This window comes from Mesorhizobium sp. P2_E10 (assembly GCF_056404235.1).
This window is the reverse complement of the sequence record NZ_JBFUEK010000017.1, coordinates 17,617-38,065: the sequence shown is the minus strand read 5'-3', so window position 1 is coordinate 38,065 and position 20,449 is coordinate 17,617. Positions and strand designations below refer to the sequence as shown.

At 62.1% G+C, this 20,449-nt stretch carries 20 protein-coding genes; 14 read left to right on the top strand and 6 right to left on the bottom strand.

The genetic code is table 11. From position 1 onward, the window contains the following. Window positions 1-3: 3 nt before the first annotated feature. From bioB to panD, 6 genes are read left to right on the top strand one after another with little or no spacing between them, the layout of a single operon-like run. Window positions 4-1,002 carry a biotin synthase BioB gene (bioB, locus tag AC1D0N_RS27680; protein WP_477249312.1) on the top strand — a complete coding sequence of 333 codons (999 nt, stop codon included), beginning with the start codon at window positions 4-6 and terminating at the stop codon, window positions 1,000-1,002. After that, complete coding sequence (locus tag AC1D0N_RS27675) at window positions 999-2,138, top strand: 8-amino-7-oxononanoate synthase (protein ID WP_477249310.1); 1,140 nt, start codon at window positions 999-1,001, stop codon at window positions 2,136-2,138. The genes bioB and AC1D0N_RS27675 overlap by 4 nt, the downstream gene beginning before the upstream one ends. An 11-nt stretch (window positions 2,139-2,149) precedes the next feature. Next, a complete protein-coding gene (gene bioD / locus AC1D0N_RS27670; protein WP_477249308.1) occupies window positions 2,150-2,785 on the top strand; it encodes a dethiobiotin synthase in 636 nt (211 codons plus the stop codon). Further along, window positions 2,785-4,044 carry an adenosylmethionine--8-amino-7-oxononanoate transaminase gene (locus tag AC1D0N_RS27665; protein ID WP_477249306.1) on the top strand — a complete coding sequence of 420 codons (1,260 nt, stop codon included), beginning with the start codon at window positions 2,785-2,787 and terminating at the stop codon, window positions 4,042-4,044. The genes bioD and AC1D0N_RS27665 overlap by 1 nt, the downstream gene beginning before the upstream one ends. Beyond that, window positions 4,041-5,024, top strand: coding sequence for a beta-ketoacyl-ACP synthase III (locus tag AC1D0N_RS27660; RefSeq protein ID WP_477249304.1), 984 nt, complete (start codon window positions 4,041-4,043; stop codon window positions 5,022-5,024). The genes AC1D0N_RS27665 and AC1D0N_RS27660 overlap by 4 nt, the downstream gene beginning before the upstream one ends. A gap of 53 nt (window positions 5,025-5,077) precedes the next feature. After that, window positions 5,078-5,530 carry an aspartate 1-decarboxylase gene (gene panD / locus AC1D0N_RS27655; RefSeq protein WP_477249302.1) on the top strand — a complete coding sequence of 151 codons (453 nt, stop codon included), beginning with the start codon at window positions 5,078-5,080 and terminating at the stop codon, window positions 5,528-5,530. 222 nt (window positions 5,531-5,752) lie between these two features. On the opposite strand, the gene AC1D0N_RS27650 is transcribed toward panD, so the two are convergent. Continuing rightward, window positions 5,753-5,908, bottom strand: coding sequence for a hypothetical protein (locus tag AC1D0N_RS27650; RefSeq protein WP_477249300.1), 156 nt, complete (start codon window positions 5,906-5,908; stop codon window positions 5,753-5,755). 122 nt (window positions 5,909-6,030) lie between these two features. Further along, window positions 6,031-6,216: a hypothetical protein gene (locus tag AC1D0N_RS27645; RefSeq protein ID WP_258597415.1), complete on the bottom strand. Its 186-nt coding sequence runs from the start codon at window positions 6,214-6,216 to the stop codon at window positions 6,031-6,033. Window positions 6,217-6,566: 350 nt separating this feature from the next. On the opposite strand from AC1D0N_RS27645, the gene AC1D0N_RS27640 reads away from it, so the two are divergent. From AC1D0N_RS27640 to AC1D0N_RS27630, 3 genes are all read left to right on the top strand, one after another. Then, a complete protein-coding gene (locus AC1D0N_RS27640; RefSeq protein WP_477249298.1) occupies window positions 6,567-6,827 on the top strand; it encodes a hypothetical protein in 261 nt (86 codons plus the stop codon). A gap of 149 nt (window positions 6,828-6,976) precedes the next feature. Beyond that, complete coding sequence (ald, locus tag AC1D0N_RS27635) at window positions 6,977-8,092, top strand: alanine dehydrogenase (RefSeq protein WP_477249296.1); 1,116 nt, start codon at window positions 6,977-6,979, stop codon at window positions 8,090-8,092. Window positions 8,093-8,757: 665 nt separating this feature from the next. Further along, on the top strand, window positions 8,758-9,222 hold the full coding sequence (locus AC1D0N_RS27630; protein WP_477249370.1) for a Ros/MucR family transcriptional regulator: 465 nt from the start codon (window positions 8,758-8,760) through the stop codon (window positions 9,220-9,222). A 250-nt stretch (window positions 9,223-9,472) separates the two neighbouring features. On the opposite strand, the gene AC1D0N_RS27625 is transcribed toward AC1D0N_RS27630, so the two are convergent. Beyond that, the gene (locus tag AC1D0N_RS27625) at window positions 9,473-9,685 is read right to left on the bottom strand and encodes a cold-shock protein (protein WP_023749661.1); all 213 of its coding nucleotides are present in this window, start codon (window positions 9,683-9,685) and stop codon (window positions 9,473-9,475) included. Window positions 9,686-10,164: 479 nt separating this feature from the next. Between AC1D0N_RS27625 and AC1D0N_RS27620 the strand changes: the two genes are divergently transcribed. Then, complete coding sequence (locus AC1D0N_RS27620; protein WP_477249294.1) at window positions 10,165-11,640, top strand: NAD-dependent succinate-semialdehyde dehydrogenase; 1,476 nt, start codon at window positions 10,165-10,167, stop codon at window positions 11,638-11,640. A gap of 188 nt (window positions 11,641-11,828) precedes the next feature. Here the strand turns inward: AC1D0N_RS27620 and AC1D0N_RS27615 are convergent, their stop codons facing one another. From AC1D0N_RS27615 to AC1D0N_RS27605, 3 genes are read right to left on the bottom strand one after another with little or no spacing between them, the layout of a single operon-like run. Beyond that, entirely contained in the window at window positions 11,829-12,503 is a 675-nt protein-coding gene (locus AC1D0N_RS27615) for an FMN-binding negative transcriptional regulator (protein ID WP_477249292.1), read from the bottom strand. After that, the gene (locus tag AC1D0N_RS27610) at window positions 12,500-13,408 is read right to left on the bottom strand and encodes a dihydrodipicolinate synthase family protein (protein WP_477249290.1); all 909 of its coding nucleotides are present in this window, start codon (window positions 13,406-13,408) and stop codon (window positions 12,500-12,502) included. The genes AC1D0N_RS27615 and AC1D0N_RS27610 overlap by 4 nt, the downstream gene beginning before the upstream one ends. A gap of 60 nt (window positions 13,409-13,468) precedes the next feature. Then, entirely contained in the window at window positions 13,469-14,704 is a 1,236-nt protein-coding gene (locus AC1D0N_RS27605) for a trans-sulfuration enzyme family protein (RefSeq protein ID WP_477249288.1), read from the bottom strand. A gap of 72 nt (window positions 14,705-14,776) precedes the next feature. Here AC1D0N_RS27605 and pdxR point away from each other — a divergent pair, with 72 nt between their 5' ends. From pdxR to AC1D0N_RS27585, 4 genes are all read left to right on the top strand, one after another. Next, window positions 14,777-16,261 carry a MocR-like pyridoxine biosynthesis transcription factor PdxR gene (gene pdxR, locus AC1D0N_RS27600; RefSeq protein WP_477249368.1) on the top strand — a complete coding sequence of 495 codons (1,485 nt, stop codon included), beginning with the start codon at window positions 14,777-14,779 and terminating at the stop codon, window positions 16,259-16,261. Between the two features lie 286 nt (window positions 16,262-16,547). After that, window positions 16,548-17,039, top strand: coding sequence for an MOSC domain-containing protein (locus AC1D0N_RS27595; protein ID WP_477249286.1), 492 nt, complete (start codon window positions 16,548-16,550; stop codon window positions 17,037-17,039). A 6-nt stretch (window positions 17,040-17,045) separates the two neighbouring features. Then, complete coding sequence (locus AC1D0N_RS27590; RefSeq protein ID WP_477249284.1) at window positions 17,046-17,996, top strand: PDR/VanB family oxidoreductase; 951 nt, start codon at window positions 17,046-17,048, stop codon at window positions 17,994-17,996. A 53-nt stretch (window positions 17,997-18,049) separates the two neighbouring features. Beyond that, the gene (locus tag AC1D0N_RS27585) at window positions 18,050-20,446 is read left to right on the top strand and encodes a transketolase (protein ID WP_477249282.1); all 2,397 of its coding nucleotides are present in this window, start codon (window positions 18,050-18,052) and stop codon (window positions 20,444-20,446) included. Window positions 20,447-20,449: the final 3 nt, after the last annotated feature.

The following is a 20,449-nucleotide window of genomic DNA, read 5'->3' as shown; positions in this document are numbered from 1 at the left end:
GAGATGCACGCATCGAACTCGACGAAGACAATGCCACCGGCTCAATCCGTTGACGACGGGATGTGGACCCGGGAAGAGGCTCGGGCACTTCACGATGCACCCTTCAACAATCTCCTGTTCCTGGCGCAAACCGTTCACCGCGAGAATTTCGATCCCAACAAGGTCCAGCTCAGCCGGCTCCTCAGCATCAAGACGGGTGGCTGCCCTGAAGATTGCGGCTATTGCAGCCAGTCTGCGCATCACGAAACCGGTCTGAAGGCGTCCAAGCTGATGGAGGTCAGGCGCGTCATCGCCGAGGCCACCAAGGCGCGTGATGCTGGCGCGACCCGCTATTGCATGGGCGCGGCCTGGCGAAATCCCAAGGCGCGCGACATGGATGCGGTCGTGGCGGTGGTCGAAGGCGTGAAGGCGCTCGGCATGGAAACCTGCATGACGCTCGGCATGCTCGATCTTGAGCAGACCGCTCGTCTGAAACAGGCGGGTCTCGACTATTACAACCACAACATCGATACGTCGGAACGCTACTACAGCGAGATCATCAGCACGCGCAGCTTTGCTGACCGGCTCGAAACGCTCGAGATTGTCCGCCAATCCGGCATCAAGGTCTGCTGCGGCGGTATTGTCGGCATGGGCGAAGAGCCGATGGACCGGATCGACATGCTGGTTACGCTGGCCAATCTGCCGGAACATCCGCAAAGCGTTCCGATCAACATGCTTATCCCGGTCGCCGGCACCCCGCTTGCGGAAGCCAGGCCCATCGAGCCGATCGAATTCGTGCGTGTGATCGCGCTGGCGCGCATCATGATGCCGAAATCGCATGTGCGTCTTTCCGCCGGCCGCACCGCCATGACCGACGAGATGCAGGCGCTGTGCTTCTTTGCCGGCGCCAATTCGATCTTCGTCGGCGACACGCTGCTGACGGCGGACAATCCCGGCGAAGACAAGGATATTCTGCTGTTCCGGCGCCTCGGTATCGAGCCTATGGAACTCGAGGCGCAATGAACAGGGCACCGCTTGCCCGCTATGACGCGACCTTGCAGGGGCTGGCGCGCAAGGACCGGCTGCGCACGCTTTCGCCGCGCGCCGGTCTCGACTTCTCGTCGAACGACTATCTCGGACTTGCCGCCTCCAGGAGACTTGGCGACGCGGTTGCGGCAGCGATTGCGCGGGGCACTCCGGTCGGCGCCACCGGATCGCGGCTGTTGCGCGGCAATGCACCGGAGCATGAGCAACTGGAGGCAGACGCGGCGGCGTTCTTCGGGGCCGACCGCGCACTGTTCTTCGGCAGCGGTTACATCGCCAACTTCGCTCTGCTGACCGCTCTGCCGCAGAGGGGCGACCTTTTGATCCTGGACGAGCTCGCCCACGCCAGCATGCATGAGGGCGCGCGGGCAGGACGTGCTGAGTTCAAGCTCGCCGCGCATAACGACGTCGATGCTTTCGAGGATGCTATCACGCGCTGGCGCGCCGAAGGCGGCACGGGGCGCGTCTGGATCGCGGTCGAAAGCCTTTACAGCATGGATGGTGACCGCGCGCCGATGGAGAGCCTCGTCGCGCTTGCCGATCGGCACGAGGCATTCCTCGTCGTCGACGAAGCGCATGCCACAGGCGTCTGGGGACCGGACGGCCGGGGGCTGGCCGCCGTATTCGAGGGTCGCGACAACATCATTGCGCTCCATACTTGCGGCAAGGCGCTCGGCGCGTCCGGCGCACTGGTCACCGGGCCGGGACTGCTGTGCGACTATCTCGTCAACCGTTGCCGGCCATTCATCTACGCCACCGCGCCATCGCCGCTGATGGCGGTGGCAGTGGGCGAAGCGCTCGCCATGCTGTCCGACGAGCCCCTGCGCCGCGTTCAGCTGCATGAACGTGTTGCCTTCGCCGGCCGTCAATTGGCTGAGCGGTGCGGCGTGACGCCCAGCGGCTCGCAGATCCAGCCCTTCGTCATCGGCGATGTCGGGCGCACCATGGCGGTGGCGGCGGCATTGCAGGCGCGCGGCTTCGACATCCGCGGCATTCGTCCGCCGACCGTGCCAGAGGGCACATCACGCCTGCGCATTTCGCTGACGCTCAACGTCAACGAGGCCGAGATTTCGGCCATGGTCGAGACGCTCGTCGAGGTGTTGGCAAAGGCATGACCGGAGGCGCCATGACCCAACGCATCGTCATCACCGGCACAGACACCGGAATTGGCAAGACCGTATTCTCGGCCGGGTTAGCCGGGCTGCTCGACGGCTTCTATTGGAAGCCGGTTCAATCGGGTCTCGACGGCGAGACCGACAGCGAGGTGGTTGCGCGGCTTGCCGGCCTGCCGTCGGGGCGCGTGCTGCCGGAAGCCTACCGCTTGAACAGCCCACTTTCGCCGCACCGTTCGGCCGAGATCGATGGCATATCGATCGAGGCTGCCGATCTTTCATTTCCGGTCCTGCCGGCGCCGCTGGTGATCGAGGGCGCGGGCGGCCTGATGGTGCCGCTCAACCGGAAGACAAGGTTCATCGACATATTCGCTGAATGGCGGCTGCCGGTCATTCTGTGCGCCCGCACCACGCTCGGCACCATCAACCACACGCTGCTGTCGATCGAGGCGCTGCGCGCCCGCTCCATCCCGCTGGCTGGCATTGCCTTCATCGGCGATGAAATGGCCGATACGCAACGGACCATCGTGGAATTCAGCGGTGCGCCGCAGCTCGGCAGGCTACCGCACCTCGATCCGCTAACGGGCAAAACGCTGAGGGATGCAATGATTGCCGGCTTCGCCTTCGCCTCGATTGCGGGAGGCGAATGATGTCCCGTGTGTGGCATCCCTTTACCCAGCACGCCCTCGAGCCGACGATCCCTGAAATCGTCCTGACCGAGGGCGCCTATCTCCAAAAGGCCGACGGCACGCGCATCCTGGATGCGATTTCCTCCTGGTGGGTCGTTACCCACGGTCACCGCCATCCCCGCATCATGAAGGCCATCGAGACGACCGCGGCGAGCCTCGACCAGATCATCTTCGCAGGCTTCACGCACGAGCCAGCGGAGCGCCTGGCCAAGGCGCTTGTCGGCCTCGCTCCGTCCGGACTCGACCGGGTATTCTATTCCGATAGCGGCTCGACCTCCGTCGAAGTCGCGCTGAAGATGGCGCTCGGGTATTTCCGCAACATCGCCGCGCCGCGCTCGCGCATTGTCGTCATGGAGCACAGCTATCATGGCGACACCATTGGCACGATGAGCGTCGGCGCCCGCGGCGTGTTCAACGCCGCCTACGAGCCCTTGCTGTTCGAGGTCGACACCATCCCCTTCCCAGCCGCCGGGCGAGAGCAGGAGACGCTGGACCGGTTTGAGGCAGTCTCCCGCGACAGGCACGCCGCCGCGCTGATCGTCGAGCCGCTGGTGCTTGGCGCCGGCGGCATGCTGATGTATCCGGCCTGGGTTCTGACCGAGTTGAAGAAGATCGCCGAGGCCTCCGCCACGCTGCTGATCGCCGACGAGGTGATGACCGGCTGGGGCCGCACCGGGACCATGTTCGCCTGCGAGCAGGCGTCCATCTCTCCCGATATCCTGTGCACCTCGAAAGGGCTGACCGGTGGCACCATCCCGCTGGCGGCCACGCTCGCCACAGATGCCATCTTCCAGGCTCACTATTCGACAGACCGGCAGAAGACGTTTTTCCATTCGAGTTCCTACACCGCCAATCCGATTGCCTGCGCGGCGGCACTTGCCAATGTCGAGATCTGGCGCGACGAGCCGGTGGCCGAGCGGGTGGCGGCCTTGAGCGCGATGCAGGCCGCCGGGCTTCGGCGCCTCCGGGACAATCCATATTTCGCGGACAGCCGGGCGACCGGCACGATCGCGGCCCTCGACCTGCGCACCGGATCTGCCGGCTACCTGGCCGAGATCGGGCCGAAGCTGCGTGCGTTCTTCCTCGAGCTCGGCCTGCTCGTGCGTCCGCTCGGCAACGTCCTTTATCTTCTGCCGCCCTATTGCATCACCGGCGGCGAAATTGACGGGCTCTATGACGCCATCGAGGAGGCCGGCGAACGCTTCGGCTCGCGGCCATGAGCCGATCGTCGCGCCTTCTCGGGTTTGGCCATCACGCGCCGTCGCGCAAGATCGAGAACCCGGAAATCGAAGACCGTCTCGGGCTTGAACCCGGCTGGATCGAGCGGCGCACCGGGATACGGTCACGCTTCTGGGCAACCGACGAAGACACGCTGTCTGGCCTTGCCGCCTCTGCCGGCGACATGGCGCTGGCGAATGCCGGCATCGACCGCAGCGACATCGGCCTGTTGTTGCTCGCCACCTCGACGCCTGATCACCTCCTGCCGCCGAGCGCACCCCTAGTCGCACATCGGCTCGGGCTCAGCCGCGCCGGCGCGATCGACCTGACCGGCGCCTGCGCCGGCTTCATCTATGCGCTGATGTTCGCGGACGGATTCACCCGCCTGCATGGCAAAGCGAGCCTAGTCATTGCCGCCAACATCCTCAGCCGCCGTATCAACCCGGCCGAGCGCGCCAGCGCCGTGCTGTTTGCCGACGCCGCCGGCGCCGTGGTGATCGGTCCGTGCGAGGACCCGCATCGCGGCATTCTCGGTGCCTCGGTGGATTCGGACGGCTCGCGCTACGGGCTGATCCAGATTCCGGCGGGCGGTAGCAACATGCCGTTCCATGGCGGCCTCGACCTCGGGCAAACCCGGATGACGATGACGGACGGCCGTGAAGTGTTCGCCAAGGCAGTCGAGATGATGACTGCTTCCTCGATAAGCGCGCTCGCCGCGGCCGGAGTGCGGCCACAGGATGTCGGTCGGTTCGTGCCTCATCAGGCGAATGCCCGCATTTTTGATGCGGTCGGGCGAAACCTCGGCATAGCGGATCAAGCAATCGTCAAGACGATCGCCGAATACGGCAACTCTTCCGCCGCGACGATCCCGCTGTCGCTCTCGCTTGCCAATCAAACAGAGCCGTTTCGACCGGGCGAGAAAATCCTGCTCGCCGCAGCAGGTGCAGGTCTCAGCGGCGGCGCACTCGTCGTCGGAATTTAGCGGGAAACCCGGCTGCCAAGGTCGACCTTGTATGATGAATAGGGACAGCAGAAATGCGAAAAATAATCGCCGGCAAACTGCACGGCATTTACGTCACCGAAGCAAACCTCAACTACCATGGTTCGATAACGCTCGACCCCGACCACTGCGAAGCAGCGGGGATCCTGCCCATGGAATTCGTGGAGATATGGAACAAGAATTCCGGTGCGCGGATTTCGACCTATGTCATTCTCGGCGAACGCGGCTCACGATGCTGTATCCTCAATGGTGCTGCCGCCCGCACCTGCCAGCCCGACGACCAGATTATTGTCTGCAACTCGATCTATCTGGACGAAGCGCACATAACCTCGCTGAAACCGCGGATCGTTACGTTCGACCAGGATAACAACATACTCGACCGCCTGAGCTACTCCGTCGATCTTGACGCGGATGGCCGCTACAGCTTCTCGATCCTTGACGAGGCGAATGAGGCTTTGGCCATTCCTGCCCTTGTCTCCGGAGCGTGACTTCAACTCCAGATGTGCGAGCCTCTCTGCCCCGTTGCAACTCGCCCAGCACTGAAGAGAGGTCCTAAGCCTCGCGGTGCTGTGACATTCCAGCTTCGAAAGGAGGAGGCCCGCTCGCCTTTCGCCACAGCGGGTTTTCGTGAGATGGCGCAATGTCCCGCGTCTCCATGGTGCGCGAATAGCTGGGTGACTCTAATGTGATTTTGCGTGTTTGACCCCGTCTCAGGTTACTTGCGGTGGCGGCTTGCAAATTCTTGCTGCTTTTTCCAGCGCCGCGGCCGGATCCTTGACGACCTGGCTTTTCATGATCTTTGCGGCCGTGTCGATCAAGCAGGCCACATAGTCGTCTTCCGCGTCGGCAGCGGTGCCGACCATCATCGCCAATATGGCCAGCCGAACGGCCGCAAGCAGCATTGAAATGGCCCTTCGGCGATGTGTTTCTCCCGCCGGCGCCAAAGGCTCACCAGCCATCCAACGTCTCCCTCAATCCGGTGTAGATATCAGCGTTCGTCAATCGGCGGCTTGCCAGCAAGGCCGAGCCTGGCTCGTTGGTCATCGGCGGAATTTTCGGCGGGAGACTGTGTCTTGAACCGAAGAACTGTCAGTTTGCCGTCCTCAACAATATGAACGACCCATCCCCCACCGGCGCGTTTGACGCGCACGTCGTTTGGTTCGCCAGCCACCATTGCTGCCCCTCATTTCGTCGCCCTGGACCGAGACTTTAAGTCGTTCCCCGCACAGCGAAAAACACGGGACCTTACGTAACGTCAAGCGCGGATTTTCTGATAGCTGGCGCCTTACGGATTTGACGGCGACAGCGATTTGGGCCCGGACCCTCCGAGCCCGCCATATGTTGCATTCGGATCGATTTAGATGGCCCGATTTTGCACGTTAATGCTGCCTTAATTATCCACAGCTAATGTCAGTGGGAACGCGTATTCAGTTCGAGTAGCTCTGCAAAAAGCCCGCCGCTCTTGCCCCTAGGAGTGGCGGGTTTTTCGGTTGTGAAACGCTGGCGCGGAGAAGCTGCAGATGGATGCAGCCGGCCAACAGTGGCGGTGCTTCAGTCAATCTAATGGCTGCGCTGCAAACAGGTCGCGACCGGTGGACAGCAGGACATCGTCGGCAAGCCGTGGTTTTTGCAGCAGCGCGTCACGATCGCCCCACTCGTTTTGTCAAGCCGTCATGCAGAGCACTGGTTCAAGCCGGACTGAATCCGGCGAGCATGGTTCTTTCCCCCATCGTCTGTAAAGCCGAGAATGGCGATATCAATCCTGTCGAGTGGCATTTTTCGTGATTCCTGCGACTAATTGGCCATTTTGCGCAACGATTATCGAAGCGCACCCTCTCGCGCAAGCGTATTCGCAAACACCTGCGCGCCGATTCATGGTTCACTGGGTTTAGACAGGGAACGAGCCCAAAAGGGCCGGATCAGGAGATAAAAAGATGCGCGTCGGCTGCCCCCGAGAAATCAAGAATCACGAATACCGTGTTGGCCTCACGCCAGGCTCGGTTCGCGAATATGTCGCCCATGGCCATGAAGTGCTGGTCGAGACCGGAGCGGGCGTTGGCATTGGCGCCGACGACAACGCCTACCGCGCCGCCGGCGCCACCATTGCCAAGACGGCCGCCGACGTGTTTGCCAAGTCCGACATGATCGTCAAGGTCAAGGAGCCGCAGCCCAACGAATGGGTGCAGCTGCGTGATGGTCAAATCCTCTACACCTATCTGCATCTCGCTCCGGATCCGGAACAGACCAAGGGCCTGCTGGCCTCCGGCGTCACGGCGATTGCCTACGAGACCGTGACCGACGACCGTGGCGGCCTGCCGCTGCTGGCGCCGATGTCGGAAGTCGCCGGCCGCCTGTCGATCCAGGCCGGCGCCACCGCGTTGCAGAAAGCCAATGGCGGCCGCGGCGTGTTGCTCGGCGGCGTGCCCGGCGTGCTGCCCGGCAAGGTCACTGTGCTCGGTGGCGGCGTCGTTGGCCTGCATGCAGCCAGGATGGCGGCAGGCCTTGGCGCCGACGTCACCATCATCGACCGTTCGATCCCGCGCCTGCGCCAGCTCGACGACATTTTTGCCGGCCGCGTCCACACCCGCTACTCAACCGTCGAAGCGCTGGAAGAAGAATGTTTTTCGGCCGATATCGTGGTCGGCGCCGTGCTCATCCCGGGTGCCGCTGCACCCAAGCTCGTTTCGCGCGAAATGCTGTCCGGTATGAAGAAGGGCGCCGTGCTGGTCGACGTCGCCATCGACCAGGGTGGCTGTTTTGAGACCTCGCATGCCACCACCCATGCCGATCCGACTTACGAAGTCGACGGTGTCATCCACTACTGCGTCGCCAACATGCCGGGCGCCGTGCCGGTCACCTCGGCGCATGCGCTCAACAACGCGACGCTTCATTATGGGCTACAGCTCGCCGACAAGGGCCTGAAGGCGATAATCGACGATCATCATCTGCGCAACGGCCTCAATGTCCACAGGGGCAAAATCACCAACCGCGCTGTGGCCGAAGCACTCGGCTACGAACTGGTCGAGCCGAAAGCCGTTCTCGCGGCCTGATTTCACCAAAAAGAGTTTCCTCCCGTCTCGCCCGCCGGTTCGTTCCGGCGGGCTTTTTTTGGCGAGGATTGGCCAGAGGCGTCTTCCCCTCCCATTCCGGCAATGTCGCGGTGCAGCTCGTCGGGGCGAAACGCTGGTCGACGATGAAGCTGAACGCGCAGCTGAAGTCCCCCGGCTTTTCCCGATCCGACTGAGTACCAGGAGCCTCTCCCCGTGAGCCCGCGCTTTGGCGCCCCCGGGTGCCCGGTGCAATCGTTCCTGGTCTCGACCAGATCGTCGCAGAGGAATAGGAGTACACCCGCCCCACAGGCAAGTCCGATTCTACTGGATTACATGCGGCCAGCTCTGCTGGCAGGGGGAGCTATCGTCGAGCGTGCCGGACCGGAATTCTCCGAATGATCGATTCCGATCTTCAGAATAGAGAGATCGAGAACAGGCTTGGCAGCGTTTCAGGTCAGGATCGCTTCCTCATGCCACATCCAGCATGGATGCGCCAACCGCGGTCGGATCAATACGACGCAAGACGGTCCGGATACGTCGCTATTGACCGCGGTGTAGGACGACCATCGCAACAGTCTTGCCAGGGGCTTTATTGCTTTCAGCGGCAACCGCCATTATGTAGCGAACACTTCGCCGACTGTCTTTCAAGCCACCCGGAGTTTTTCGTGACAGAAGAAGCCGACAACAACATCAACGTCCTCATCGAGCTCACCGCCGATGTCGTCTCAGCCTATGTCTCGAATAATCCGGTCCCGGTAGGTGATCTCCCTGCCCTGATTGGCCAGGTTCACGCGGCACTGAAAGGTACGGCTGGCAGCGTTTCCCCGGCAGAGCCGGAAGCGTTCAAGCCTGCAGTCCCTATCAAGAAGTCGCTAACACCGGACTACATCATCTGCCTTGAGGACGGGAAGAAATTCAAATCGCTAAAGCGCCATCTGTCGACCCACTATGGGCTGACGCCGGACGAATATCGCGCCAAATGGGGTCTGCCGGCGGATTATCCCATGGTCGCGCCGAATTACGCCGCTACGCGCTCGGCATTGGCCAAGACGATGGGGCTCGGCCGCAAACCGAAAGAGCCGGAAACGCCCGCGCCGGCAAAGCGGACCCGCAAGAACGTCGCAGCTTGATTTCAGCAATCGAGCTTTGTTCCGAGCCGCGCAGCTGCCTTTGGCATAATCTGCGTATGTCCGGAATATGAAAAGGCGGGGTCTATCCCGCCCTCCCTTTCAGGCCGCTTGGCTTCCCCAGGAATTCGACCGGTGCAGCCTGCCGCTCAAGCCGACCGGTCGAGCCCTGTTCTCCCCTTATATCGCCGACCGTCAGTATATCCGAGCGGACCGCGTCTGTCCGCTGTTGACAGGAGCCAGGGGAAAAAATTCAGCCAGCTTTGCTGAGGCTGCCAGCCGAGGACTTGCCGGTGCGGCGGTCCTGTTCGATTTCATAGTTGATCTTCTGGCCATCAGCGAGGGTCGAAAGTCCCGCCCGTTCAACGGCGGAAATGTGGACAAAAACATCCTGACCGCCATTGTCGGGCTGGATAAATCCAAATCCCTTGGTGCTGTTGAACCATTTTACCGTTCCAGTCGCCATATGCGTTTTCCTTTGTAACAATTGCAATGTGGGCAGGCCCTCAGGCCAGTTCCGATTCATAACCGAAACTTCTGCGTTCGGCCCAGCAAAAACGAGAAATTTGCATGCCTCGGTTTGACCGGCGGCTGCAACCCCTCATGTATCGTCCAGAACCCCGTTGGGGCTTCACGTTACGACACGCCTTACGGCCCCGATGCGATACCCGAGACGGACGGGGCTATAAGGCAAGCGCTACGAGCCAAGGCGACGAGAAGTCGATCGTTTGGAGCAAGTGGGGGCTGCGGCCGCCGCCGCCGCGGGCGGACGGTTTGGGCCTCGCCGGCATCGTCGGACGCTGGCCGTAACCCTTCCCCGCAACTGGTTCACCCGGCGCAAGGGACGCACGACTTTTCGTGAGCGGTGGTCCTATGCAAAAGCCACACGTGCGCAGTAGATGTCCACCCGGCCGGACAGGCCAAGAGCCTTTTGGGGAATCGACATTGCCGCTGCTCCCGCCTTTGATCCGCCACCTCAAATCTCCTGACCTGTTTGGCAGCCTTGACCGCCTGCCGGCGCTTGGCAAACCAGTCAGTGAGCGGACATTTGAGGTCCTCAACCCATCGACGGGCGAAGTGCTGGCGGAGCTTCCCGACATGGGTGTCGAGGAGACGCGCGCCGCGATCGACAAAGCCTATAAAGCGCAGCCTGGATGGGCGGCATTGACGGCCCGTGAGCGCAGCGACGTTCTGTGGCGCTGGCATCAGCTCATCATCGACCACGCCGATGACCTTGCCGCGATATTGACCGCTGAAATGGGCAAGCCCCTTATCGAGGCCAAATCGGAAGTGTCGCATGCGGCGGCGTATCTGCAATGGTACGCCGAAGAGGCCAACCGCATCTATGGCGAGACCATCTCAGCGCCGTCGACCGACCGTCGCTTGCTGGTGATCAAGCAGCCGATCGGCGTCGTCGGCACGATCACGCCTTGGAATTTCCCGGCCTCCATGGTGGCGCGCAAGATCTCGCCGGCCTTGGCGGCAGGCTGCACGATCGTGTTGAAACCCGCTGAACAGACACCGCTCGTTGCCGGTGCAATGTTCGCCCTTGCGCATCGGGCAGGCTTTCCCGAAGGCGTGGTCAACCTCATCTACGCTTCCGAAGGCGATGCCGTCGGCCGCGAACTCTGTACAAACCCCAAGGTCCGCAAGATCAGCTTCACCGGCTCGACCGAAGTTGGCCGGCTGCTCATGCGCCAGTGCTCGGGCCAGATCAAGAAGGTCAGTCTCGAGCTCGGCGGCAATGCGCCTTTCATCGTCTTCGACGATGCTGACGTCGATGCGGCTGTCGACGGTGCGATCCAGGCGAAATTCCGCAACGCCGGCCAGACCTGCGTTTCCGCAAATCGCCTTTACGTCCAGTCGGGCGTTCACGATGAATTTGTCGACAAATTCGTGGAACGGGTTCGCCAGCTCCAGGTTGGTGACGGTTTCGATTCTGGTGTCGCCGTCGGCCCGCTGATCGACAGGCAGGCGCTCACCAAGATCGAATCGCATATCGCCGATGCCGTCGCTAAAGGCGGCACAATTCGCTGCGGGGGCAAACGCGTTGGCAAGGACGGCACATTCTTCCAACCAACAGTCCTCACCGAAATCTCCAGCGAGATGACGATTGCGCAAGAAGAGACATTCGGGCCGCTGGCCCCGACCATTCGCTTCGACGATGCGGATCAGGTCGTGCACGAGGCAAATGACACGATCTACGGCCTGGCCGCCTACTTCTATGCCTCGAACCTGCAGCGCGTCTGGCGTGTGGCCGAAGCCCTGGAATATGGCATGGTGGGCATCAACACGGGACGCATGTCATCGGAAGCGGCACCCTTCGGCGGGGTGAAGCAATCCGGCATCGGGCGGGAGGGTTCCCGCCACGGGCTCGAGGACTACCTCGAAATGAAATACCTCTGCATGGGCGGCATCTGATGTTTGCAGGGGGCTCCATTCCCTCGTGGACATGGCCGCCGGGTATTGATGCTGACAGAACTCGCAGGTAGGCCGTTCTGCTCTCCGTACCGATGTTCCTGCTCTCGTACCGGCGCTCGGTCAGCGCGCTGGCCGGCTTGCATCATTGGGTCTGCGCGTCCAGGAGGGGAAGCTTCCCTTACCCGTCCTCAGCCCTGTTCGGACTTCCAGGCAGCGGCCGCAAGCATCGCTTCGCCTAGGCGCCGGTCGCCTTGGGCGTTCAGCATTTCGCCGGCATTGCGAATGTCGCGGGCCTCCTTGTTCTGGCTGAGCTTGGTTTTGCCGACAAGGCGGGTGATTTCGATCTCCAGCCCGACGATCGCCTTGACCATTGTGTCGATAAAGTCCTTGGGCGCGTCACCCATCTTCCATGGGACGGGGTGGGTCGCCTCGTGCCTGCGAGTCAGTCTGGAGACATTGTGACGGACATAGCTTTCGTCGTCGCGGACCGTGATCCGTCCGTATGCATGTGCAACGAGGTAGTTCCAGGTCGGCACCTGTCGGTGGAACTCCTGCTTGCTCGGATACCATTGCGGCGAGATATAGGCGTCCGCCGCTCGGAACACGACGAGTACCTCATCGCCGGTCGACACGTCCTGCCAGACCGGGTTGTTACGTGCGACGTGGCAGTGAAGGGTGCCGTTTTTACCCTGCGACCTATTGAGGTCAAAGGGAATGTGATTGGCATCGAGGCCGCTCCTGCCATGGGTGATCAATACGCCCAGCGCGCTCGTCTCGATCAGATCGTGGAGAGCCTCTTGGCTGGGTTCGTCGAAATGTGGAGGTACATACATGAAGGTTCCTTCACTGTCGGTCGGTTTCACGGTTTATCGAAAGTGCCCGCCGGCAGGCGTTCCAGCGCCTCGACGATCTGACGCTTTGCTACAGCAGAGAGCGGCAGGATCGGGCGCGGAGGCTCAGTGCGGCAAATGTCGAGCAATTCGGCGAGCACATAGACAACGCGAAGGCTGGAGAACTGTTTGAAGAGATCCCAGATTGGCGTCAATGCGGCGTCGAGGCGGCGTGCTCCAGCCGCATCGCCCGCCTGCGACGCCTTGACAATCTTCATGCAGACCTCGGGCAGGATGCCGGCCAGCACGCTGTACCAGGTGTCAGCTCCGGCGATCATGGCTTCGGTGGCGTTCCAGTCGCCGCTGTAGCCGATCGAAAAACCTTCCGGCGCGATGCTCCTCTGTCCAGCCAGATGGCTCTCGATCGCATTGCTTCTGTCGGTTGGATTCTTAATGCCGACGATCCCCGGCACCTTGGCCAAGCGGCCGACAAGCGTCGGAGTGAATTGGAAATGCGTCGTTCCGGGATTGTCGTAGATGACAATCGGAAGGCCACCTTCGCGCGCCACGGTCGAGAAATGTTCGAACACCTCGTCCTCGGTGAGCGGGGTGTATGAGACAGCCGCGAGCAACCCCGCGGCAGCGCCGAGGGCCTTGGCGTCCTGCGCAAGCCTTACCGCCTCGTCGGTGCGCAGCGCGCCCACGCCTACCACGACCGGCGTCTGCCCACCGGCTTCGTCCAAAGCGTCGGCCAGGGCAGCTCGCCGCTCCTCGCGCGTGAGGTAAATGTAGGTGCCGGTGCTGCCGAGCAGGCCGATGGAATCGACCTTGGCAGTGCAAAGCCGTGTAATCAGCTTGCGCAGGGCCTTGGTATCGACGCGGCCGTCACGGTCACTCGGCGTGATGGGGAATGCGGAAAGACCGCTCAGGAATGTCATTGCGTTGCTCCAGGTTTCTGCTTGAGCGCCAGTGTTGGAAGCGAGATGGGAACCGGCTTATCAGAGCAGGTCTAGCGCCTGCCTCAGATCGGCGATCAAGTCGCCGGCGTCTTCCAGACCGACAGAAAGACGCATGAGGTCCTCGCCGACGCCATCGGCAAGATGAGCATCCTTGCGGATGCTTTTACGGGCACGTGTCAAACTGGCCGGATGGTAGATGAGGCTGTCAGCGTCACCGAGGCTGACCGCTCGAGTTATCAGGTTGAGCCGGTCCATCATGCGGCGCGCGCCCTCGAACCCGGCGTGGAGGCCGAAAGCCAACATGCCTGATCCCTGGCACATCTGCTTTCGGGCAATCGCCTGATCGGGATGCGTACCGAGGAACGGGTAGCTTACCCATGCCACCGCAGGATGCGCCTCGAGCGCTTGCGCGGTCGAAAGAGCCGTCGCGCTGTGTCGCTCCATGCGGAGCGCGAGCGTCTTCAGCCCGCGCAGGATCAGGAACGCCGAGAGCGGTGACAGCGCCGCCCCGGTGATGTAGCGCAGGCCGGTTTCGTGCAGCGTATTGAGTGTCTGTGCGTCACCAAGGATTGCCCCGCCGAGGGCATCGCCATGGCCATTGATGTATTTGGTCAGCGAGTGCAGCACGATGTCAGCACCGTGTTCCAGCGGCCGCTGGAGCGCGGGCGAGGCGAAGGTGCTGTCCACGGCCACCTTTACTCCGCGCGCGTGTGCGCGTTCGGCGATTTCCGCGATGTCGAGGATGCGGCTCAGCGGGTTGACCGGGGTCTCGAAGAACACAAGCCGGGTCCGGTCAGTGATCGCGCCATCGAGATTGTTTGGCTCGGACAGATCGACCGCGACGACCTTGATGCCAAAACGCGGGACCGCCTGTTCGACCATGGCGAGCGTGTTCGCGTAAAGCGTCTTGTGGACGATGAGTTCGTCGCCCTGGGACAGCAGCGACAGGATCAGCGTGCCGAAAGCCGCCATCCCCGAGGCGACGACCAGCCCTGCTTCGGCTCCTTCGAGATTGGCGAGCCGTTTCTCGAGGATTTCCGTCGTTGGATTGTATTCGCGTGCATAAAGCCTGCCGCCGAGCGCGGCTGCAGCCTCATTGGCCGCCACGCTCTCGAAGCCGTATGTGGAGGTCAGGAAGACCGGAGGCTGGACTGCGTTCGAAAATCCGACCGGATCGTAGCCAAAATGGATTGCGCGGGTGGCGAAGCCGAGATCTGCGTCGCTCTGCGACTGCTCCGGAGCATGCATTTTAGTTTGATAGGTCGTGCGGGTCATCAGTCTCTGGTGTCCTCTTGGATTTTCGGCAGAATGCGCTCAAACTGGTTTATATGAAATGTCCAGTTGGCGATGATTGAAATGGTCCAGTCTCAAGATCCCGGCTCTGCGGGCCGTGAGCACGCGATGGGTGCGCGCCAGATTTACAGGGCGCTTCGAGGCCAGATTCTTGGCGGTGTTTATGAAGCCGGCAGTCACTTGCCGTCCTCCCGGAGTTTGGCGAATGAGCTCGGCGTTTCGCGAACCACGGTCACTGTCGCTTACGAGCAGCTGGCTGTGGAAGGCTTCATCGAAGTTCGACAAGGCGCACGACCCCGCGTTGCATCATCGCTGCTCGAACACAGCCCGAGCAGCGCGCGCTTGAAACGAGCCGGCCCGGTTAGACTGTCCGCATACGGCGGGCGCCTGCGCGCCAGTCCGCCCTGGCCGGATTACTTGCCGAACGCGCTGAAGATTGATTTCCGCTATGGTGATCTGGCGCCGTCCGATTTCCCGGCGCTGATCTGGAAGCGCGCCATGAACGTGGCGATGGCGCAACGTCCCGTGCGGCTGGCCTATGATGATCCTCGCGGATCGCGTCGCCTGCGCCAGGCGCTGCAGAGCTATCTCTGGCGCGCCAGAACGTTGAACTGCGACGTCGAGCAGATCATCATCGTCAGCGGCTCGCAGCAGGGTCTCGATCTGTGCGCGCGCCTGATGCTGGATCCCGTCGACCGCTTCGTAATCGAAGACCCATGCTACAGGATGGCTCGCCAGGTCTTTGCCAGCACAGGTGCCTCGCCTGTCTCGGTCGCTGTCGACGAGGATGGGATGAAGACGGAGTTACTTAAAGGAGTCGAGGCGCGGCTGGCCTATGTCACGCCCTCGCACCAGTTCCCGCTGGGCGGCGTCATGCCGATCTCGCGCCGGCATCAGCTCCTGGAATGGGCGCGGCGCAACGACGCCTATGTGATCGAAGATGACTACGACAGCGAGTACCGTTACGACATCAATCCGGTGCCTCCGCTGCACAAGCTGGAAGACCGCGGTTCTGTAATTTATCTCGGCACAATTTCCAAGACGCTCTCGCCGATGCTGCGCATTGGCTATCTCGTGGTCCCCCCGGAATTACAGGACGTCTTCGCGAGGGCCAAACAACTTCTGGACAGGCACTCTCCGGTGGCCGAGCAGGAGGCTTTAGCCATGCTCATCGAGAGCGGCGCCTATGAAAGCCATGTGCGCCGCGTGCGCCGGCTGAACGGTGAGCGCCGGGGGACCCTGTTGAATGCCCTGCGACACCGATTCGGAGATCGGATCGCCATCGAGGGCGCCGATGCCGGGCTGCACGTTGTCGTCTGGTTCAAGGAGCTGTCACGGGCCCTGGAAGCACCGCTGATTGAAAAGGCGCGACGCTCAGGTGTGGGCATACACTCCATTTCCCCCCTATACGATTGCGAAACGGGCGAAGGCCGTGCTGACCAGGTCGGGCTGGTCATGGGCTATTCCGCCTTGAGCATACAGCAGATCGAGAAGGGTGTTCGAATTCTGCTGGAGGCTGTCGAACAGGTGAAAGCATAATTCTCCGAGACCGATGGCCGCGACAGTGGCTTTGGCGCCAGGCGATGACCAAGCCGGTCTTGTGACCATGAGCATCCAGCCATGTTCAGCCGTACTGGACTGGGAAAATACCAAGAAACTGGCACTGTTGATCAGACCAGTTCCCCGGCAAAGCTTTCGGGCAACAGCCCCAATCCAGCGTGACTCCCTCGCCGAAGGGCCGGAGGCAGAGATGCAACAGAGAGCCCGTGGAGATCCTAAATCCAGGCTCTCACCAGGCTGCGGCCATGGTTTCGGAGGACAATGCATGACTTGGCAGGGCACGCTGCTTCACATCCACGTTGCACCTGCGGCGTCCTACGAGATGGAAGAGTTGACGGAGGCACAACTCGTTGCCGGGCGCGGCATTGTCGGAGATCGGTACTATCTGGGAACGGGGACCTACTCTCCGAAACCCGACGTTCGCGAAGTGACGCTGATCGAGGTCGAAGTCCTTGAAGCCATGGCACAGGGCGAGCCCAGGATTCCGGGTTTCAAGGCCAAGCTCGCGCCCGAAGATCATCGGCGGAACCTGACCACGCGCGGCGTACCCTTGGGGCACCTGGTCGGCACGCGCTTTCGCATCGGGGAAACCGTCCTGCGGGCGGCGCGGATGAATTTTCCCTGCAAGTATATCGAGCAACTGCTCGGCATTCCCGGTCTCTACGAGGGGCTTCTGAACCGCTCTGGCCTGAACTGCGCGATCGAGGTTGGCGGCGTGATCCGCCCCGGTGATCCGATTCTTCCAATTGAGGGGTAAATCGATATGGCCTCGCCCCGCATCATCATGAAACTGACCGTGACCGCCGCCCGCAAAGAGCCAGGCGAGGTCCTGGTCATCGACCTGAAGCATGCGCGCAAACCTCTGCTGCCGCCCTTCGAACCGGGCTCTCACGTCGATGTTCATCTGCCTGATGGGAAAGTGCGCCAGTATTCGCTCTGCGGCGATCCGACAGATCTGAGCCGCTACACAATCGCGGTGAAGCGCGAAGACGTTGGTCGCGGCGGCTCGGCCTGGATCCATGAGGCAGTGGCCGCCGGATGCACACTCCCGGTTTCTGCTCCTCGCAATCATTTTCCGCTTGCCCATCGCGAAGGGCCAACCATGCTGCTGGCGGGAGGCATCGGGATCACCCCGATCCTGGCAATGGCGCGCGCCCTGGAGCGGCAGGGCAAGCCGTACGAGCTGCACTACTTCACCCGCAGCCGAGCACTCGCGCCTCTGTTGTCGGTCATCGAGCGGGAGCTCGACCCCAGCACCGTGTGGCTGCATGTCGACGACGAGCCGGAGACCAGGCAGGATCTTGAATCCCTGCTGTCGACGCGTTCCTCCGACGCACAGCTCTATTATTGCGGTCCGCCTGGTTTCATGGCGGCCGTGGACCGGGCGAGCCCCCACTGGCCGGAGGGGACCGTGCATTTCGAGGCTTTTCAGCCGCCGGAACACGACGATGGGCCACCCGAACCTTTCACGATCACCCTTCGCGACGGGACAGCGGTTTCTGTCGCGGCCGATACCTCGGCATTGGCAGCGTTGCGCGCCGCTGGCGTACTGCTCATGGCGTCGTGCGAGAACGGGGTTTGCGGGACCTGCGAATGCGGAATTCTGGAAGGGCAGCCGATCCATCGGGATGCTGTCCTGTCCAAGGACGCTCGGACACATCGGTTCATTCCGTGCATATCGCGCGCAACCGGCGTGCTGAGGTTAGATCTGTGACGACAGCCCTAACAGAAAGCACCGATACGACGCATCAATTGCGGGGGAATTGGATGGCATCGAAAATTGTCTATTTGAACCAAATCGAACGGTGTGTCTCCTGGCTTGCGGCCTGGACGATCCATCACGCCAACCATGTCCGCGAGGGCGATGAGATCAAGGTCGGCGGTCATCAGGCCTCCTCCGCCTCGCTGAGCACGATCATGACCGCGCTTTACGGTGCGGCTCTGCGCCCGCAGGACCGTGTAGCGGTCAAGCCCCATGCCGCACCGATCTTCCATGCGCTCCAGTACCTCGCCGGCAATCAGACCCGCGAGAAGCTGATGAATTTTCGCGGCTACAAGGGCGCGCAGAGTTACCCCTCGCGGAGCAAGGACGTGGACGATGTCGATTTTTCGACCGGCTCTGTAGGGCTTGGCGTCGCGCAGACGCTGTTTTCCTCGCTGGTGCAGGACTATGTCTCGGCACATGGCTGGATGAAGGACCGTCCCGAGGGCCGTATGGTGAGTCTGATCGGCGATGCCGAGATGGATGAGGGCAATATCTATGAGGCGCTGATCGAAGGTTGGAAGCACGGGCTCCGGAACTGCTGGTGGATCGTGGATTATAACCGCCAGTCGCTTGATGCCGTGATCCGCGAGGGCCTTTGGCAGCGGCTCGAGCAGATATTCCACAGCTTTGGATGGGATGTGGTGATCCTGCGCCACGGCGCTTTGCAGGAGGCCGCCTTCTCAGAGCCGGGCGGCGCGACACTGCGAGACTGGATCGAACGCTGTCCGAACCAGCTCTACTCGGCACTGACCTTTCAGGGCGGCGCTGCCTGGCGCAAGCGGCTGCTCGACGAGGTCGGCGATCAGGGGGCCGTCACGGCCCTGATCGAACGCCGCTCCGACGACGCTTTGCACGCGTTGATGACCAATCTTGGCGGCCATGACATACCGAGCCTGCTGGATGCATTCGAGGCCGCGTCACAGCATGATCGCCCGGTCTGCTTCATCTGCTACACGATCAAGGGCTACGGCTTGCCGCTTGCGGGGCACAAGGACAATCATGCGGGCCAGATGACAACGGCCCAACTGCAGGGCTTCCGCCAACAGATGGGCGTCCAGCCTGGCCACGAGTGGGACAAATGGGCGGCCGCAACCCTGCCGGAAGCCGAACTTGACGCCTTTTTCGCGAAGGTGCCGTTCTTCAGCGAGGGGCGCAGGCGGCTTTCGGCGCCCACTGTGCCCGTTCCCGACACTCTTCCGTCACCGGGCCAGCCGGGCAAGCCACTTTCGACCCAGATGGGCTTTGGCCAGATCCTGAATGACATCGCCCGCGAGCAGACGCCGCTGGCCGAACGGATCGTCACCACCTCGCCCGATGTGACGGTTTCGACCAACCTCGGCGGCTGGGTCAACCGGCGGGGCCTGTTCGCCCGGGAGACGATGGCGGACACGTTCAAGGCCGAACGTATCCCTTCGACCTTTGCCTGGGAGTTCGGGCCGAAGGGGCAGCATCTGGAACTCGGTATCGCCGAGGCCAATCTCATGACCATGCTCGGGGCGCTCGGCCTCTCGCATTCGATCAATGGCGCTCGGCTGCTGCCGATCGGGACGGTCTATGATCCCTTCATCTACCGGTCGGCCGATCAATTGAACTACGCCTGCTACCAGGACGCGCGCTTTATGCTGGTCGCCACGCCCTCCGGCGTGACACTAGCCCCTGAAGGCGGCGCACACCAGTCGATCGGTACACCGCTGATCGGCATGGCGCAGGACGGTCTTTGCGCCTTCGAGCCGGCCTTCGTCGACGAGTTGTCTGCGATCATGCGTTTTGCCTTTGACTACATGCAGCGTGATGGCGAGGGGGACCCGGACGAGACAAGCTGGCTGCGCGATCAGACCGGAGGATCGGTCTATCTTCGCCTGTCCTCCCGCCCCTTGGAACAACCCTTGCGCGCGATGAACGCGGATCTGGCCAGCGACATCGTCAATGGCGCCTACTGGCTGCGCCCGCCTGGACCGAACGCCAGCGTTATCATCGCCTACCAGGGCGTCGTCGCGCCGGAAGCGATTGCCGCGACGGGTCTTCTCGCGGAAGACCGGCGCGATGTCGGGCTGTTGGCGATTACATCCGCGGACCGTCTCAATGCGGGCTGGCAGGCCGCGGAACGTGCCCGGCAGCGCGGAACGGTCGACGCGACGAGCCACATCGAGCGTCTGCTGGCGCCGCTGTCGCGCGATTGCGGGATCGTCACCGTGATCGATGGTCACCCCGCGACGCTCGCCTGGATCGGTGGCGTCTATGGACATCGCGTCAAGGCTCTGGGAGTCGAGCATTTTGGCCAGACCGGCACGATTTCAGACCTCTATCGTCACCACGGGCTCGATGCGAATGCCATCGCGCATGCAGCGCAGGCGGTGAGTGCCGGACGCAGCATTCGCTATTTGAAGTCGCTCCCTTGAGCC